The sequence below is a fragment of the Cobetia sp. BL01 genome (assembly GCF_056493605.1).
In genome coordinates this window covers 96,354-112,961 of sequence record NZ_JBVBEE010000008.1, presented here as the reverse complement: position 1 = coordinate 112,961, position 16,608 = coordinate 96,354, and the positions used below count along the sequence as shown (strand labels likewise).

Annotated in this window: 11 protein-coding genes; 9 read left to right on the top strand and 2 right to left on the bottom strand. The window is 63.5% G+C overall.

Going from position 1 to position 16,608, the window contains the following annotated elements; translation table 11 throughout:
• The first annotated feature begins 122 nt into the window (after positions 1 to 122).
• Both ACZYGA_RS13980 and ACZYGA_RS13975 read left to right on the top strand, forming a co-directional pair.
• Positions 123 to 1,424 (top strand): ABC transporter permease, encoded by a 1,302-nt coding sequence (locus ACZYGA_RS13980; RefSeq protein WP_077372703.1) that lies wholly within the window; start codon positions 123 to 125, stop codon positions 1,422 to 1,424.
• 3 nt (positions 1,425 to 1,427) lie between these two features.
• Positions 1,428 to 2,279, top strand: coding sequence for an ABC transporter permease (locus tag ACZYGA_RS13975; protein ID WP_077372706.1), 852 nt, complete (start codon positions 1,428 to 1,430; stop codon positions 2,277 to 2,279).
• A gap of 141 nt (positions 2,280 to 2,420) precedes the next feature.
• On the opposite strand, the gene ACZYGA_RS13970 is transcribed toward ACZYGA_RS13975, so the two are convergent.
• On the bottom strand, positions 2,421 to 4,457 hold the full coding sequence (locus ACZYGA_RS13970; RefSeq protein ID WP_479399430.1) for a sigma-54-dependent Fis family transcriptional regulator: 2,037 nt from the start codon (positions 4,455 to 4,457) through the stop codon (positions 2,421 to 2,423).
• A 426-nt stretch (positions 4,458 to 4,883) separates the two neighbouring features.
• Here ACZYGA_RS13970 and ACZYGA_RS13965 point away from each other — a divergent pair, with 426 nt between their 5' ends.
• From ACZYGA_RS13965 to ACZYGA_RS13935, 7 genes are all read left to right on the top strand, one after another.
• A complete protein-coding gene (locus ACZYGA_RS13965; protein WP_084209007.1) occupies positions 4,884 to 6,050 on the top strand; it encodes an ABC transporter ATP-binding protein in 1,167 nt (388 codons plus the stop codon).
• The gene (locus ACZYGA_RS13960) at positions 6,050 to 7,264 is read left to right on the top strand and encodes an ABC transporter ATP-binding protein (protein ID WP_479399428.1); all 1,215 of its coding nucleotides are present in this window, start codon (positions 6,050 to 6,052) and stop codon (positions 7,262 to 7,264) included. Before ACZYGA_RS13965 ends, ACZYGA_RS13960 begins: the two co-directional genes overlap by 1 nt.
• Entirely contained in the window at positions 7,264 to 8,133 is an 870-nt protein-coding gene (locus ACZYGA_RS13955) for a carbohydrate ABC transporter permease (RefSeq protein ID WP_077372715.1), read from the top strand. Before ACZYGA_RS13960 ends, ACZYGA_RS13955 begins: the two co-directional genes overlap by 1 nt.
• Before the next feature lie 11 nt (positions 8,134 to 8,144).
• Positions 8,145 to 8,945 (top strand): carbohydrate ABC transporter permease, encoded by an 801-nt coding sequence (locus ACZYGA_RS13950; RefSeq protein ID WP_084209005.1) that lies wholly within the window; start codon positions 8,145 to 8,147, stop codon positions 8,943 to 8,945.
• A 73-nt stretch (positions 8,946 to 9,018) separates the two neighbouring features.
• Positions 9,019 to 9,291, top strand: a complete 273-nt coding sequence (locus tag ACZYGA_RS13945; RefSeq protein WP_043334560.1) for a DUF2160 domain-containing protein — start codon at positions 9,019 to 9,021, stop codon at positions 9,289 to 9,291.
• A 211-nt stretch (positions 9,292 to 9,502) separates the two neighbouring features.
• Positions 9,503 to 11,539: a DUF4955 domain-containing protein gene (locus ACZYGA_RS13940; RefSeq protein WP_479399427.1), complete on the top strand. Its 2,037-nt coding sequence runs from the start codon at positions 9,503 to 9,505 to the stop codon at positions 11,537 to 11,539.
• A 317-nt stretch (positions 11,540 to 11,856) separates the two neighbouring features.
• On the top strand, positions 11,857 to 13,509 hold the full coding sequence (locus ACZYGA_RS13935) for an ABC transporter substrate-binding protein (RefSeq protein WP_240499748.1): 1,653 nt from the start codon (positions 11,857 to 11,859) through the stop codon (positions 13,507 to 13,509).
• Between the two features lie 156 nt (positions 13,510 to 13,665).
• On the opposite strand, the gene gcvP is transcribed toward ACZYGA_RS13935, so the two are convergent.
• The gene (gene gcvP / locus ACZYGA_RS13930) at positions 13,666 to 16,560 is read right to left on the bottom strand and encodes an aminomethyl-transferring glycine dehydrogenase (protein ID WP_479399426.1); all 2,895 of its coding nucleotides are present in this window, start codon (positions 16,558 to 16,560) and stop codon (positions 13,666 to 13,668) included.
• Positions 16,561 to 16,608: the final 48 nt, after the last annotated feature.

The window sequence follows — 16,608 nt, the reverse complement described above, 5'->3', positions numbered from 1 at the left end:
CGCGCGCCGGGGCCTTTTTGATCATGCCTGATCGCCCGGCAGTTCGTGCTCGTCCCCGCCTTCACGTGCGGGAATCGGCTGACGGCTCAGGCATCCTCGGATAGCCGATCAAGGAGTGCAGGATGAGCGATTCCTCCGCCCCGGCCACGTCCGGAAGCGCAGAACATGACCCCAATGGAGCCCCCGGCGCGGCACTGACCACCGCCGACGGCGTGCCCCTGAAACAGAGTCTCAATCGAGCCATCCGCCGCAGCCGTCTCAAGGCGTTGCTGCTGGTGGCACCGCTGTTGATCTTCATCGGGCTGGCCTTCGTCATGCCCATCTTCGACATGCTGTCGCGCAGTGTCGACAACCCGGAAGTCTCCACCTATCTGCCGCGCACCAGTGAGGCGCTGGTTGACTGGGACGGCGAGGGATTGCCGGATGAGGCTACCTACGCCGCGCTGGCAGATGACCTTGCCGCGGGCCTCAAGGCGCGCAATCTCGGGCGTGTCGCCTCACGTCTCAACTATGAAATGTCGGGCATGCGCTCACTGTTCATGAAGAGTGCACGCAAGGCCGCTCGCATGGAGGCCCCTTACAAGGCGGCATTGATCGAGGCCGATGAGGACTGGCAGGACCCGGACATCTGGCGCTTGATCAAGCGCGAGTCCACGCCTTACACGGCTTCCTACTATCTGGCGGCGGTGGATCGTCAGTTCTCTCCCACTGGCGAGATCGTCGAGAAGCCGGAATATCTGCAGATCCATGTTTCGCTGTTCATCCGCACCTTCTGGATGAGCGCCGCGATCACCGGGCTATGTCTGCTGCTGGCCTATCCGGTGGCCTGGCTGCTGGCAACCCTGCCTGCCGGGCGCGGCAATCTGCTGATGATTCTGGTGTTGCTGCCGTTCTGGACTTCGCTTCTGGTACGCACCACGACATGGATCGCGATCCTGCAGCAGCAGGGGGTGCTCAACGACATGCTGGTGGGCGTCGGGATACTCGCCGAGGAGGCGCGCATCCAGATGATCTACAACAAGACCGGCACCATCATCGCGATGACCCATATCCTGCTGCCCTTCATGATCCTGCCGCTGTACTCGGTGATGAAGACCATTCCGCCCAGCTACATGCACGCGGCGCGCTCGCTGGGTGCCGGGCCGATCACCGCCTTCCGACGCGTCTACTTCCCGCAGACCCTGCCGGGTATCGGAGCAGGCTCGATTCTGGTCTTCATCCTCTCCATCGGCTACTACATCACGCCGGCACTGGTGGGCGGGCAGTCGGGCCGCTTCATCACCAACTTCATCGCCTATCACATGCAGACCTCGCTCAACTGGGGACTGGCAGCGGCCATTGGCTCGATCCTGCTGGTCGTGGTGATCCTCTTCTATCTCGTCTACAACCGCCTGATCGGTGTCGACAAGGTCAAACTGGGGTGACAGATGGCCATACCTTCCTATGCAACACGTGGTGAGCGGATCTGGCATTGGGTGTTCTGCGCACTCTGTGCGCTGATCTTCCTGTTCCTGATCGGGCCGATCCTGGTGATCATTCCGCTCTCGTTCAATGCCGAACCCTACTTCACCTTCTCGGAGAAGATGCTGTCGCTGGACCCGGAGGGTTACTCGCTGCGCTGGTATCAGGAGTTCTTCACGTCGGATGAGTGGATGCGCTCGATCAAGAACAGCATCTTCGTCGCGGTATGTGCCACGGTGCTGGCCACGGTGCTGGGCACGCTTGCCGCGCTTGGGCTTTCGAGTCGCTTCATGCCGTTTCGCAATACCATCATGGCGATCCTGATCTCGCCGATGATCGTGCCATTGATCATCAGTGCCGCGGCGATGTTCTTCTTCTTCTCGAAGCTGGGGCTGACGCAGACCTATCTGGGCGTGATTCTGGCGCACACCGCGCTTGGCATTCCCTTCGTGGTGATCACGGTGACGGCGACGCTCTCCGGATTCGATCACTCTCTGACGCGTGCGGCGCACTCGCTGGGGGCCAGCCCGAGTCGCACCTTCTTCCGCATCATCCTGCCGCTGGTGACGCCGGGAGTGGTGTCCGGTGCGCTGTTCGCCTTCATCACCTCGTTCGATGAAGTCGTGGTGGTGCTGTTCATCGCCGGGCCGGCGCAGACCACCATCCCGATCCAGATGTGGTCCGGTATCCGCGAGGAGATCAGTCCGACGATTCTGGCGGTGGCCACGCTCCTGGTGCTGGTCTCGATCCTGCTGCTGACGACACTGGAGCTGATTCGCCGTCGCAATGAGCGCCTGCGCGGCCTGACGCCGAGCTGACTCCCTGTCCCTGAGTGCTGAGTGTTAGGTGCTTGGTAGCGGTAAGAAATGTGAGTCGTGTGAAACGCCCGTGCCCCCGCAGAGTCTGTCTGCGGGGGCACGGGCGTTTCAGGGCCGGGGCTTGAGGAGAAGCCTGCTGCGTCAGGCCGCGCCGAGTCGCTTGTAGAGCGTGGTGCGACTGATGCCCAGCTCCCGAGCGAGACGCGAGACGTTGCCGCCCAGCGCGTCCAGCGCGCTCTGCAGTTCCTTGGCACTGGAGAGATCATGCAGCGAGGGCAGGGGAGGCTTCTCGGGCGGCATCATGGCGCAATGTTGTGCATGCGATGCGCTGCTGAATTCGCCCGACAGCATCACGTGGCACGCTTCAAGAGACGGTCCATCGCACAGCGCCAGCGCCAGACGCAGCACATTGTCCAGTTCGCGCACGTTGCCGGGCCAGTCATGCCGGGTGAGGCGATCGAGGAAGGCGGGCGTGATGCGCGGCAGCTCACGTTGCTGCTCTCGGCACAGCCGTGTCAGCAGGGCATGGCTCAATCCAGCCATGTCCTGGCGTTCGCGCAGTGGCGGCAGGGCGATGCTGGCGCCACACAGGCGGTAGTAGAGGTCCGCCCGGAAGTGACCTGCCTTGACCAGCTCGCAGAGAGGCTGATGGGTGGCGGCCACCAGTTCGAAGTCGACTCGCTGCGGCTTGCCGCCGCCCAGCGGGGTGACTTCACGCTCCTGCAGCACGCGCAGCAGACGCGCCTGGACATGCAGTGGCATATCGCCGATCTCATCCAGAAACAGGCGTCCGCCATTGGCCTCGATCAGTCGGCCCTCGCGCCCCGCAGGGTCGGCACCGGTGAAGGCGCCGCGCCGATACCCGAACAGCTCAGCCTCGACCAGCTCATCGGGCAATGCCGCGCAATTGATGGCGACCAGTGGCTGATGGGCGCGATGACTGGCCTGATGCAGCGCCTTGACCACCTCTTCCTTGCCGACACCTGTCTCGCCCTGCAGCAGCAGTGGCAGGCGAGCGTTCACCAGCCGTGCCAGCAGCTCGCAGACTCGGGCCCAGCCGGCATCGCCATGATGCAGGCGCGCAAGGCTCGGATGGCAGGCAGCGGCCTGAGTGGCCAGCGGGCCAGTTCGCTCATCGGTGGGGTGAGTGGCTGGAGCGCGTGCCTGAATGCGTGGCCTGGGCAGGACACCGCACAAGGCGTAGCCCGTGAAATGCGGGTGTTGCGTGAGCGTCAGGCACTCCGCGTCGTCAAGCTGGGCCAGCGGTGCCCAGTCCAGCTGCCAGCGAGCCAGGGGCTGGCCCAGCAACAGATGGAGGTCATCGCGCGTGGCGCAGCTGTCGTTGTCCGCCGGGTGTTCCGCGCAATCTGGCGATGGCGGGAGCTCAAGGTGCGCTGCCAGAAGTTGCAGCCCTCTGCGACTGGCGGCCGCGACCTGGCCCTGCGGCGTGACGGCCAGCAGGGCGGCGCTGGGCGAGTCCAGCTGAGAACGGTTGAGATGCAGGCGCAACAGATGATGATCATGCCCGAGCGCCTCATCGAGACGGCGTTGCTCGATGTCATCCGCCAGTACGCCGAGCATGCCGAGACTGTACTGGCGGACGCGATAGGGGTCGCAGATCAGTCCCAGGCAGCCCTCGCAGGCACCGGGTGTCAGCCCGCGGCGGCTGCTCCAGCTGGCGGGCGCCAGCAGGGCGGCACTGGCACTGGCCAGCCCCTTGAGGCACTCGGCGTCATGCGCCTCGAGCGCGATGCGCGCCAGACGATTGGCACGCGGTGCATTCAGGGTCTCGGCGATGGCGTTGTGACCCAGCGACTCCTCACGCCAGCGCGCGCCGGGGTGCAGCAGGGTGGCGTCATTGCCCAGCAGCTGTTGATGGCCGTAGCTTGCCAGCACCACGCCGTCGCGGTCGGTCAGTACCAGACACGCCTGCCAGTGATCGAGCAGGTTAAGGGTATGACCGGCCACCGCTGACGCCACCGTCGCCATCAGGCTGGCGGCCTGACGCTGACGCCAGACGAGCTCTTCCGGCGGACACACCAGTGAGGAATGCTGAAGTGCCACGGGAGCAGCGGCGGGATGGGGCGTGGAGTGAGCTGGGGTGGCGGCGGTGTGGTTATCGACGTGGTTATCGACGTGGTTATCGACGTGGCTGGCGGAATGATGGCGTGCTGTCATGAGACATCCCTTGTGCGGCGGGCCTTTCAGGCCTCTGTTGTTATTGATGCTGTTATCGGTGCTGTTATCGGTGCTGTTTTCGGTCTTGGGGAGTGTTCACGGCAATGTTCACTTGTGCGTGGCGAGTGTTCAGTTCCGAGGACTCCAGTGTTCAGACACTGTTCATCAGAGTAGCGGCAGACGGGGTGGTTGACGGGCTAGACCATGGTCTGCCCCTGCCTTGGTCGCATCTGGCAAGTGACTGAATGATCAACGAAAGAGGGCGATCTGGTGGTATCCGATGGCTGGCAGAGGGTGTCGGTGGGCACGGGATTGCGCGCGGCTGGCACAGGGTTCGCTAGATGAGAGTCACCAGGTGGGTATGAACACTCGGCAGTGGTTGGCCGTGTCCCTGCCCCGATGACTTTCACCAGACGAGACAGCGCCATGTCCTTGAGCCTTGAGGCGGTCACCCGCCGGGTTGGCCGCGAGACCCATATCGACAGGGTGGACCTGACCTTCGAGCCCGGCTCCTTCAATGTGCTGCTGGGACGCACCTTGTCCGGCAAGACCTCACTGATGCGCCTGATGGCAGGCCTCGATGTGCCCAGTGATGGGCGAATCGTGATGAACGGCGAGGACGTGACCGGCCGTCCGGTGCGCGAGCGCAATATCTCGATGGTCTATCAGCAGTTCATCAACTACCCGAGTCTGAGCGTCTACGACAACATCGCCTCGCCGCTGAAGCTGGCGCGCATGGCGCCGGAGGAAATCCGTCGCCGCGTGCACGAGATCGCCGAGATGCTGCATATCGAGCAGTTTCTCGCGCGTCAGCCGGCGGAGCTCTCCGGCGGTCAGCAGCAGCGTACGGCCATGGCGCGGGCGCTGGTCAAGGATGCTGACCTGGTGCTGTTCGATGAGCCGCTGGTCAATCTTGATTACAAGCTGCGCGAAGAGTTGCGCCACGAGATGCGCAGCCTGTTCGCGACCCGCAACACCATCGCCGTCTACGCCACCACCGAACCCGGTGAGGCGCTGGCGCTCGGTGGCACCACCACCCTGATGCATGAAGGGCGGGTGTTGCAGTCCGGGCCTACCGAGGCCGTCTACCATCATCCGGTGAGTGTCGAGGCGGCGAAGCTCTACTCTGAGCCGCAGATCAATCTGTTCGAGGCCGAGGTGCGTGGGCGTGAACTGGCGTTCTCCGGTGCCGCCAGTGCCGGCGAGCAGGGCAGCCGGTTCGTGCTGCCCACACCACTGGTGGGGCTCGAGAGCGGGGCCTATCGCTTCGGTATCCGTCCCAGTCATCTGGGGTTGGCGCCGCTGGCCGACGATGATCTCGAGTTCGCCGTCACGGTGGATATCGCCGAGATCTCCGGCTCCGAAACCTTCCTGCATGTCAGCAATGACGATCACTCCCTGGTGCTGCACCTGTCCGGTATCCACGACTTCGCCGTGGATGATGCCATCCGGGTCTATGCCCCCGCGCACAAGTTGTTCGTCTTCGCGGATGACAAGGGCCGCGCTGGCGGTGAAGTGGCAGGCCCGGGCGGCGACGGGGCACTGATCCGCTCGCCCGAGCGACCCACCACGACTGGCGGAGGGCTGGCCTGATGGCGGAAATACACCTCAATGATCTGGCGCACAGCTACCTGGCGGCGCCTGCGGCTGACAGTGACTACGCCATCCGGCGCATGAACCATGTCTGGCAGCAGGGCGGTGCCTATGCGCTGCTCGGCCCGTCGGGCTGTGGCAAGAGCACGCTGCTCAACATCATCTCCGGGCTGCTGGCCCCCTCCGAGGGCGAGGTGCGCTTCGATGATCGCGTGGTCAATCGGCTGCCGCCGGAAGAGCGCAACATCGCTCAGGTGTTCCAGTTCCCGGTGGTCTACGACACCATGACGGTCTTCGACAATCTGGCCTTCCCGCTGCGCAATCAGCGCCAGCCGGAGCACAAGGTGCAGTCTCGGGTACGTGAGATCGCCCAGGTGCTGGAGCTGGAAGACCTGCTGACGCGGCGTGCCAGCAACCTGACGGCCGACGAGAAGCAGAAGGTCTCGATGGGCCGCGGGCTGGTCCGCGATGACGTGGCCGCCATCCTGTTCGATGAACCGCTGACCGTCATCGACCCCCACCTCAAGTGGAAGCTGCGGCGCAAGCTCAAGCAGATCCATGAGCAGTTCAACATCACCATGGTCTACGTCACCCATGATCAGCTGGAGGCCTCGACCTTCGCCGACAAGATTGCGGTGATGTATGAAGGCCGCATCGTGCAGTTCGGTACCCCGCGCGAGCTGTTCGAGGACCCCGCTCACACCTTCGTGGGCTACTTCATCGGCTCGCCGGGCATGAACCTGGCCAGCATCACGCTGGAATCAGAGGGCGTGCGACTCGGGGCGGGGGAGGATGCGCCTTTGCTGCACCTTCCACGGGCGCTGCTGGCGACGCTTGAGGAGCGCAAGGGCGAGCTGAAGCTGGGCATCCGCCCCGAATTCGTCGAGCTCGAGGCAAGCGACAGCTCAACCGCTGCGGCGGTTTCCGACACCCGCGAGCATTGGCTCAGTGGTCAGGTCACGCTGGTGCAGGATCTTGGCACCTACAAGGTAGTGGATCTCGACATCGGCGGTGGCTGCATCTTCAAGGCACGTATCGAGGAAGATGCGCCTATCCCTGTCGGGGGTGTGCGGCTGCGGCTACCGGCCCGCTGGCAGCGCTTCTATCTCGATGAGCATCTGCTGGATCTGTCACAGGCCGGCGCGCCCGACAGCGGCGAGGCGGACAGCTTTGCCAGAGGGGAAAGTGGAGAGCAGCCGGGAGGAAACGCCTGATGCAACGCACACACAACAATCGCGCCTGGTGGCTGGTGCTGCCGGTGGTCATCGTGGTGGCGTTCTCGGCCATCATCCCGATGATGACGGTGGTCAACTACTCGGTGCAGGACATCTTCGATCCCTCCACACGCTTCTTCGTGGGAACCGAATGGTATCGCGAGATCCTGCGCGACGAGCGCCTGCACGACTCGCTGGTTCGCCAGTTCGTCTATTCCTTCGCGGTTCTCGCCATCGAGATTCCGCTGGGGATCGCCGTGGCGCTCTCGATGCCGCGCAAGGGCTTCATGGTCTCGCTGTGCATGATCCTGCTGGCCCTGCCGCTGCTGATTCCCTGGAACGTGGTCGGCACCATCTGGCAGATCATCGGGCGTGAGGATATCGGGCTCTATGGCTGGGCGCTGGGACAACTGGGCATCGATTACAACTACGCCTCCAACCCGGCCGATGCCTGGGTGACGGTGCTGGTGATGGATGTCTGGCACTGGACGTCGCTGGTGGCACTGCTGTGCTACTCGGGGCTACGCGCCATTCCCGATGTCTACTATCAGGCCGCGCGCATCGACCGTGCCTCACCCTGGGCCGTGTTCCGCTACATCCAGCTGCCCAAGCTCAAGAGCGTGCTGCTGATCGGCATCATGCTGCGCTTCATGGACAGCTTCATGATCTACACCGAGCCCTTCGTCCTCACCGGTGGCGGGCCGGGTACCACCACGACCTTCCTGTCCCAGACCTTGACCCAGATGGCGATCGGCCAGTTCGATCTCGGACGCGCCGCTGCCTTCTCGCTGATCTACTTCCTCATCATCCTGCTGGTCTCGTGGCTGTTCTATACCGCCATGACCCACCAGGACAGTGACGACGCCTGAGGAGACGAGTGATGAAAACACGCAAGCGTCTGGTAATGACGATCTACCTGCTGTTTCTGCTGGTGCCGATCTACTGGCTGTTGATCATGTCGTTCAAGTCGAATCAGGAGATTCTCGGCGGCCTGACCCTGTGGCCACAGAACTTCACCTTCGACAACTACCGGGTGATCTTCACCGACCCCAGCTGGTACATGGGCTATGTGAACTCGATGAGCTATGTGGTGCTCAACATGGCCATCTCGCTGACGGTGGCACTGCCGGCGGCCTATGCCTTCTCGCGCTATCGCTTCCTGGGTGACAAGCATCTGTTCTTCTGGCTCTTGACCAATCGCATGGCACCGCCGGCGGTCTTCCTGCTGCCGTTCTTCCAGCTCTACTCCTCGGTGGGACTGTTCGATACTCCGCTGGCGGTGGCACTCGCGCACTGTCTGTTCAACGTGCCGCTGGCAGTGTGGATTCTGGAAGGCTTCATGTCCGGCGTGCCCAAGGAGATCGATGAGACGGCCTATATCGATGGCTACAGTTTTCCGCGCTTCTTCCTGACGCTGTTCATTCCGATGATTCGCCCGGGCATCGGGGTGACCGCCTTCTTCTGCTTCATGTTCTCGTGGGTGGAGCTGTTGCTGGCGCGAACCCTGACCTCGACGGAGGCGAAGCCGATCGCGGCGGTGATGACGCGAACGGTCTCGGCCTCGGGCATCGACTGGGGCGTGCTGGCCGCCGCCGGCGCCCTGACGCTGATTCCCGGCATCCTGGTGATCTACTTCGTGCGCAATCACGTCGCCAAGGGCTTCGCCCTGGGTCGGGTGTGAGCGGCGGCCAGACGAGCGCCGCTGTCATTGCCGCCAGCGAGTCGCTGCTGACGGCCTACAAGAGGACATGATGATGGAATGGATGGCCTGGACACTGCCCACGTCACTCTTCTTTGCCGGTATCGGCACCCTGCTGCTGGGCATGACCGCCTGGCAGTTCGTGACCCCGACGCTGAGTCGTCAGGGCTTTCTGCCCATCGCGACCACGCGGGGCGACAGACTGTTCATCGGCCTGCTCTCCAGCGGCTGGCTGCATCTGCTGTGGCTGGGCTTCACTGATCAGGTGCTGTGGATGATCAGCATCGTCTGTGTCGTCTGGATGCTGGTGTTGATGAAGTGGGGATGAGGTGAGGGTGAAGTGAGGGGGGATGTGGGGATGAGAAGAAACGAGAGGTGAAGAAACGAGAAGTGAAGTGAGATGTCGGGAATGGGTGTGAGCGTTGACGACGGGCAGCGTCGCCTTGTGGCAACAGGGAACCCGAGGTGCTGACAGGAGTCCCAAGCGGTTCTGACTGGCCAAGCCAGTGTCATCTGTCATCGCTCTGGAACCCTGCTGCATGTCGTCTACCGAATCCTCGCGTCATTCGTCCACCACTGCCTCTGTTTCTTCCGGCAGGAAAAGCCGTCGTGTCATTCGTGCCGGGCTGACAGGGTTGAGCCTTGTCTGTGTCGTCGCCATCGGCTGGTGGGTCACGACTCCCGTGTCGGTGGAGGATCAGCAGGGCGGAGCTGGCGAGGGCCATTCTTCAGAGGGCCATACTGCAAGTGGCGGGCAGCAGGACAAAGGGCAACCCCCCTTGTGGCAGGCGTATCAGCGAGTGTGGCAGGCCAATCAGGCGCTGCCGGCAGACAAGCGCGAGCCGCTGCCCTTGCCGGACTTCTCGCAAGCTGGCTATCACCAGGGAGGAGAACTCCCGGCGGCGTTGGCGACGGGAGCCAATGCACAAGAGGCGCGGAAGCGGGAATCAGAGTCTCGCAGCGTCAGGCGCTTCGATGTCACGGATTATGGCGCCGATGGCACGGATGACGTGAGTGACCGAGATGCGGTACTGCGCGCCCATGCCGCGATGCGTCGTTGGCAGCAGCAGGGCGAGCATGATGCGGACAGTCCTCAGCGCCATGGGGTGCTCTATTTCCCCGCCGGTGACTATGTATTGTTCGGCCCCGCGGAGCGCGACTGGTTCTATGCACGGATGATCGCGCTCAAGGCGGCAGTCTCGGACAAGGCGCGCCAGCAGACGCTGCGCGAGGCATTGCTCAAGATGCAGGGGCTGAGCCTGGCCGGCAGTCATTGGACACTGGCGGGAGACGGAAGCGACAGGACCCGTCTCAAGCAGACCCGACCGATGCTGCCGTTGCACGCCAGCTGGTACTGGAGCACGCCCTGGTTGCTGCATCTTGGCAATCTGGAGGAAGGCAGGACGCTGGCCGAGGGCGGGAGTCAGGAAGCCTGGCAGCCCATCGCCGCGACGGCTCGCGTGCAGCCCGCCGATACGCAGGACACGGTGACACTGGCGGGCGTGGCACAGGCGGGCGTGGCACAGGCGTCATCGCTCAAGGCGGGGGATGAGGTATTGCTGGAGAGCATCGACAAGCGTCCGCAAGCGGTAGCGCGTGCTCTGGCACCCTATCAGATGGAAAAGGAGGCCAGAACCGGCAAGTCGCGCTGGCTGATCGAGCGGGATGGGGTGGTCAAGCGCGCTCGCTACCGTGTGCTGGCACGAGAAGGCAATCGGCTGACGCTGTCGCTGCCGGTGGTGCACGAGCGCTTCCCCGGTGAGCAGTGGCGTATCGCGCGCATCCACCCGGCGCATGAGGTCGGGGTCGAAGGCATCACGCTCAAGGGCAACTGGCGAGGGCATTTCAAGCATCACCGCAGCGCCGAGGACGACAGCGGCTTCGGCCTGCTGGATCTCGATGGCATCACCGATGGCTGGGTGCGTGATGTCCGGCTCGACAGTTTCAATCAGGGAGTGAAGGTGCGCCACAGCTCCCAGGTGACGCTCGAGGACGTGAGGATGACCGGCAAGCCGGGGCATATCGCGATGACGATCAGTGACAGCAATCAGGTGCTGGCAAGGCAGGTGGTCGACCAAAGTCATGCCTGGCATGCGCCCGGCGTGGCCCGCTACGCGACCCATAACGTCTACCTTGAACTGGAGCATGGCGGTGACAGTGGGATCGAACTGCATGGTCAGCAGCCGCGGGACAATCTCTTCGACCGCAAGCGAGGCGGCCATGTACGTGACCGCTGGGGCGCCAGTGTCGGCCATCAGCCCAATCATCTGCGCGGGCTGGTGCTGTGGAATCCGGTCAATACCGGCAAGCCGCACGATGCCTGGCCCTTCATGCGCGCCGACTCACACTTCGGCAAGGTGATCATGCCGACGGTAGTGGGCGCCACCGGCCGCGCGCTGGGCATTGCCAGTCGCCATGATTACGAGCGGGTGATGAACGCCAAGGGCGTGACGGACTACCCGCAGCTTGAGGCGCTGGACAAGCTGCAGGCGCGAGTGGAATCCCCCGGCGAGGCCGTTGAGCCAGCTTCGCTCTATCGTGCTCAACGTGCGCTGCTTCGCGAGACGCACCCGTGACCCGGAAAGCTTGAATCCGTCGGGTATCTGGCAGACGGACTGACAGTCAGATGCCCGGCCAGCCGAGCAGCAACGCAGCAAAGGCAAGACAGCGTACCCGGAACGACAGGAGGACAAGCAGTACCGGCAGGAGACACGCGCGGCATATCGCGCCGCGCGACACGTGATTGACGGAAGTGGTTGTTGGACGACGCGACACAACAATAACGCCAATGAAGGGACATCCCATGAGTCAGCACATCATTCGACCCGCACGCCTGCGTTACGCCATCGCCTTCGCCACGGCGGCGGGGCTCGCGGGTCTTTCCAGTCAGGCCATGGCCGATCAGTATCAGGATGCGGCAAGGAAGTGGATCGACCAGGAATTCTCACCCTCCACGCTGAGCAAGGACGAGCAGATGTCCGAGCTCGAGTGGTTCATCAAGGCCGCCGAGCCGCTGCGCGGCATGGAAATCAAGGTGGCCTCGGAAACCCTGACCACCCATGAATACGAGTCCAAGGTGCTGGCCAAGGCCTTCAGCGAGATCACCGGCATCAAGCTGACCCACGACTTGATCCAGGAAGGCGATGTCATCGAGAAACTGCAGACCCAGATGCAGTCCGGGCGCAACATCTACGATGGCTACGTCAATGACTCCGACCTGATCGGCACGCACTTCCGCTATGGCAAGGTCGTGCCGATCAGCGACATGATGGAAGGCGACGGCAAGGCCTTCACCTCGCCGACCCTGGATCTGGATGACTTCATCGGGCTGGATTTCACCACCGGCCCGGATGACAAGCTCTATCAGCTGCCGGACCAGCAGTTTGCCAACCTGTACTGGTTCCGCGCCGACTGGTTCGAGCGTGAAGACTTGAAGAAGCAGTTCAAGGACAAGTACGGCTACGAGCTGGGCGTACCGGTCAACTGGTCAGCCTATGAAGACATCGCCGATTTCTTCACCAATGACGTCAAGGAAATCGACGGCAAGCGGGTCTATGGCCACATGGATTACGGCAAGAAGGACCCGTCACTTGGCTGGCGCTTCACCGATGCCTGGTTCTCCATGGCGGGTGCCGGCGACAAGGGCTTGCCCAACGGCCTGCCGGTGGATGAGTGGGGCATTCGTGTCGAGGAATGTCAGCCGGTGGGCTCCTCGGTGACGCGTGGCGGCGCGGCCAATGGCCCGGCGGCCGTCTATGCCACCACCAAGTATGTCGACTGGTTGGGCAAGTACGCACCGCCGGAAGCTCAGGGCATGACCTTCTCCGAGTCCGGCCCGGTGCCGTCCCAGGGCAACATCGCCCAGCAGATCTTCTGGTACACCGCCTTCACGGCTGACATGACGCGGGATGGCCTGCCGGTGGTCAACGACGACGGCACGCCCAAGTGGCGCATGGCGCCGTCACCGCATGGCCCGTACTGGGAAGAGGGCATGAAGCTTGGCTATCAGGACGTGGGTGCCTGGACCTTCTTCGACTCCACGCCGGAGAAGAATCGTCACGCCGCCTGGCTGTATGCGCAGTTCGTGACCGCCAAGACCGTCTCGCTCAAGAAGACCCTGGAAGGTCTGACGCCGATCCGCGAGTCGGATATCCAGTCCCAGGCGATGACCGATGCCGCGCCGAAGCTGGGCGGTCTGGTCGAGTTCTATCGCAGCCCGGCACGGGTGCAGTGGTCGCCGACCGGCACCAACGTGCCGGATTATCCGAAACTGGCCCAGCTGTGGTGGCAGTACATCTCCCAGGCCGCCAGTGGTGAAGCCACGCCGCAGGAAGCGCTTGATGGCCTGGCCAAGGCGCAGGACCGCATTCTCGAGCGTCTCGAGCGCGCCAAGGTGATGGACAACTGTGGGCCGAAGCTCAACGAGGAACGTGATGCGGAGTACTGGTTCGCCCAGCCGGGTGCGCCGAAGGCCAAGCTGGACAACGAGAAGCCCAAGGGCGAGACCATCGCCTACGACGAGCTGCTCAAGAGCTGGAAGGAGTGATCTCGGCTGGCGCGTCATTGCGCCACTGAGCAAGCGCTTGACGGACAGCTGCAACGACAACGCCCCTGCCGGTTACCCGGCAGGGGCGTTTTTTTGCCAGAGCGATCAGCGACAGCGTTTCATCACTGCCTCATTGCTGGCTCTCAATCGAGACTCTCAATCACGGTAGAGGTCGATGCTTGGGCAGGAGCAGATCAACTGGCGATCGCCATGCACGTTGTCGACCCGGTTGACGGCCGGCCACTGCTTGGCCGCCTTGACGTGCTCGCTGGGGAAGGCACCGATCTCGCGGGAATAACCACGGTTCCATTCGGCGTCCATCAAGTCCGCCTGGGTGTGCGGCGCGTGCACCAGCGGGTTGTCTTCCAGGGTCCACTCGCCTTGCTCGACACGGGCGATCTCGGCGCGAATCGCGATCATCGCCTCACAGAAACGGTCGATCTCGTAGAGCGACTCGGACTCGGTGGGCTCGACCATCAGCGTGCCCGCCACCGGGAACGACATGGTCGGGGCGTGGAAGCCGTAGTCGATCAGGCGCTTGGCAATGTCTTCCTCGCTGATGCCGGAAGCGGCCTTCAGCGGGCGGATATCGATGATGCACTCATGCGCCACGGTGCCGTTCTTGCCGCGATAGAGCACCGGATAGTGCCCATCGAGACGCGTGGCGATGTAGTTGGCGTTGAGGATCGCAAGCTCGGTGGCCTCACGCAGCCCCTGCGCACCCATCATCTTGATGTAGGCCCAGGAGATCGGCAGGATCGCCGCGGAACCGAAGGCGGCGGCGGAGACGGCGGTACATTCCGGCTTCACGCCTTCCAGCGGGGTGACCACGTGGTTGGAGACGAAGGGTGCCAGGTGTGACTTGACGCCGATGGGGCCCATGCCCGGTCCGCCGCCACCGTGGGGAATGCAGAAGGTCTTGTGCAGGTTGAGGTGCGAGACATCGCCGCCGAAGTCACCCGGACGGCAGATGCCGACCTGGGCGTTCATGTTGGCGCCGTCGATGTAGACCTGACCGCCGTGATCGTGGACGACCTGACAGGCCTCGCGCACGGTTTCCTCGAACACGCCGTGGGTGGACGGGTAGGTGATCATGATCGCGGACAGCTTGTCGCTGTGCTGCTCGGCCTTGGCGCGCAGATCATTGATGTCGATGTTGCCGCTGGCATCACACTCGACCACCACCACCTTCATGGCGGCCATCGCAGCGGAGGCCGGATTGGTGCCGTGGGCGGAGCTGGGGATCAGGCAGATGTCGCGCGCGCCCTCGCCGATGGAGGCCTGGTAGCGACGGATCGCGACCAGTCCCGCATATTCCCCCTGGGCGCCGGAGTTCGGCTGCATGGAGATGGCGTCGTAGCCGGTGATCTCGACCAGGAAGGCCGACAGCTCATCGATCATCTGCTTGTAGCCGACGACCTGATCCGAGGGCGCAAACGGGTGGACGTTGGCGAATTCGGGCCAGGTGACCGGAATCATCTCGGTGGTGGCGTTGAGTTTCATGGTGCAGCTGCCCAGCGGAATCATCGCGTGGGTCAGCGACAGGTCCTTGTTCTCCAGGCGTTTCAGGTAGCGCAGCATCTCGGTTTCCGAGTGGTAGCGGCTGAAGGTCGGGTGGGTCAGGAAGTCGCTGTCACGCTGACAGGCCGCCGGGATCGCGCTTACGCCCTTGGCCAGCAGGTCCTGGTCCAGCGCGGCGACGGACAGGCCGTGCTCCTCGCCGAGCAGCACGTCGAACAGCACGCCGACGTCAGCGGCGGTGGTGGTCTCGTCGAGGTTGATGGTGATGCGGCCATCGCCGTGGTGGCGCAGGTTGATCTCGTGGGTCAGCTCGCGACCATGGATCTTGCCGGCATCCACGCCGGTGACGGTGATGGCATCGAACCAGCTGTCGTGGGCCAGTGTCATGCCGCAGCGCGTGACGCCCTCGGCGAGAATGCTGGTCAGGCGATGCACCCGGGTGGCGATGCGCTTGAGGCCTTCGGCGCCGTGATAGACGGCGTAGAAGCCTGCGATGTTGGCCAGCAGCGCCTGGGCGGTGCAGATGTTGGAGGTCGCCTTCTCGCGGCGGATGTGCTGCTCGCGGGTCTGCATCGCCATGCGCAGCGCCGGATTGCCGCGCGAGTCCTTGGAGACCCCGATGATGCGGCCCGGAATCGAGCGCTTGAGCTTGTCGGTGGTGGCGAAGAAGGCGGCGTGCGGGCCGCCGAAGCCCATCGGCACGCCGAAGCGCTGGGAGGTGCCGACGACGATATCGGCGCCGAGGCTGCCCGGCGACTTGAGCAGCACCAGGCTCAGCAGGTCGGCGGCCACCACGGTCATCGCGCCATTGGCGCGTGCCGCGTCCAGCAGCGGTGCGAGATCGCGTACCTGACCGGTATTGCCCGGATACTGGAACAGGGCGCCGAAGATGTCGTGCTCACCGACCTTCTCGGCAGCATCGATGACCAGCTCGAAGCCGAAGTAATCGGCACGCGTGCGCATGACGTCCAGCGTCTGGGGCAGGACATCGTCGGCGATGAAGAAGCGATTGCTCTTGTTCTTCTTGTTGCCACGCTGACACAGCGCCATGGCTTCGGCCGCGGCGGTGGCCTCATCCAGCAGGCTGGCATTGGCCAGTTCCATGCCGGTCAGGTCCATCACCGCCTGCTGGAAGTTGAGCAGCCCTTCGAGACGGCCCTGGGCGATTTCCGGCTGGTACGGCGTATACGCGGTATACCAGCCCGGATTCTCCAGCACGTTGCGCTGGATGACCGCCGGCAGGTGGGTGTTGTGATATCCCTGGCCGATATAGGTCTTGAATACCTTGTTCTGACGCGCCAGGCGCTTGAGATAGTCCAGTGCCTCGGATTCCGTGCGCGGCCCTTCGAGGTCCAGCTCGCGTCCCAGACGAATGGCCGCCGGCACGGTGCGGTCAATCAGCGTCTCGATGCTGTCTTCACCCAGTGTCGCCAGCATGCGCGTGACATTGGCGGCAGTCGGGCCATTGTGACGGGAAATGAAATCATCGTGCCCGGCCAGCTGGGCCAGGGTAAGCGTCTCGTGAGCCATGCAAGGAATCCTGTGCTGCAACGGGAACTGCAAGTGACAGTCCGCGGG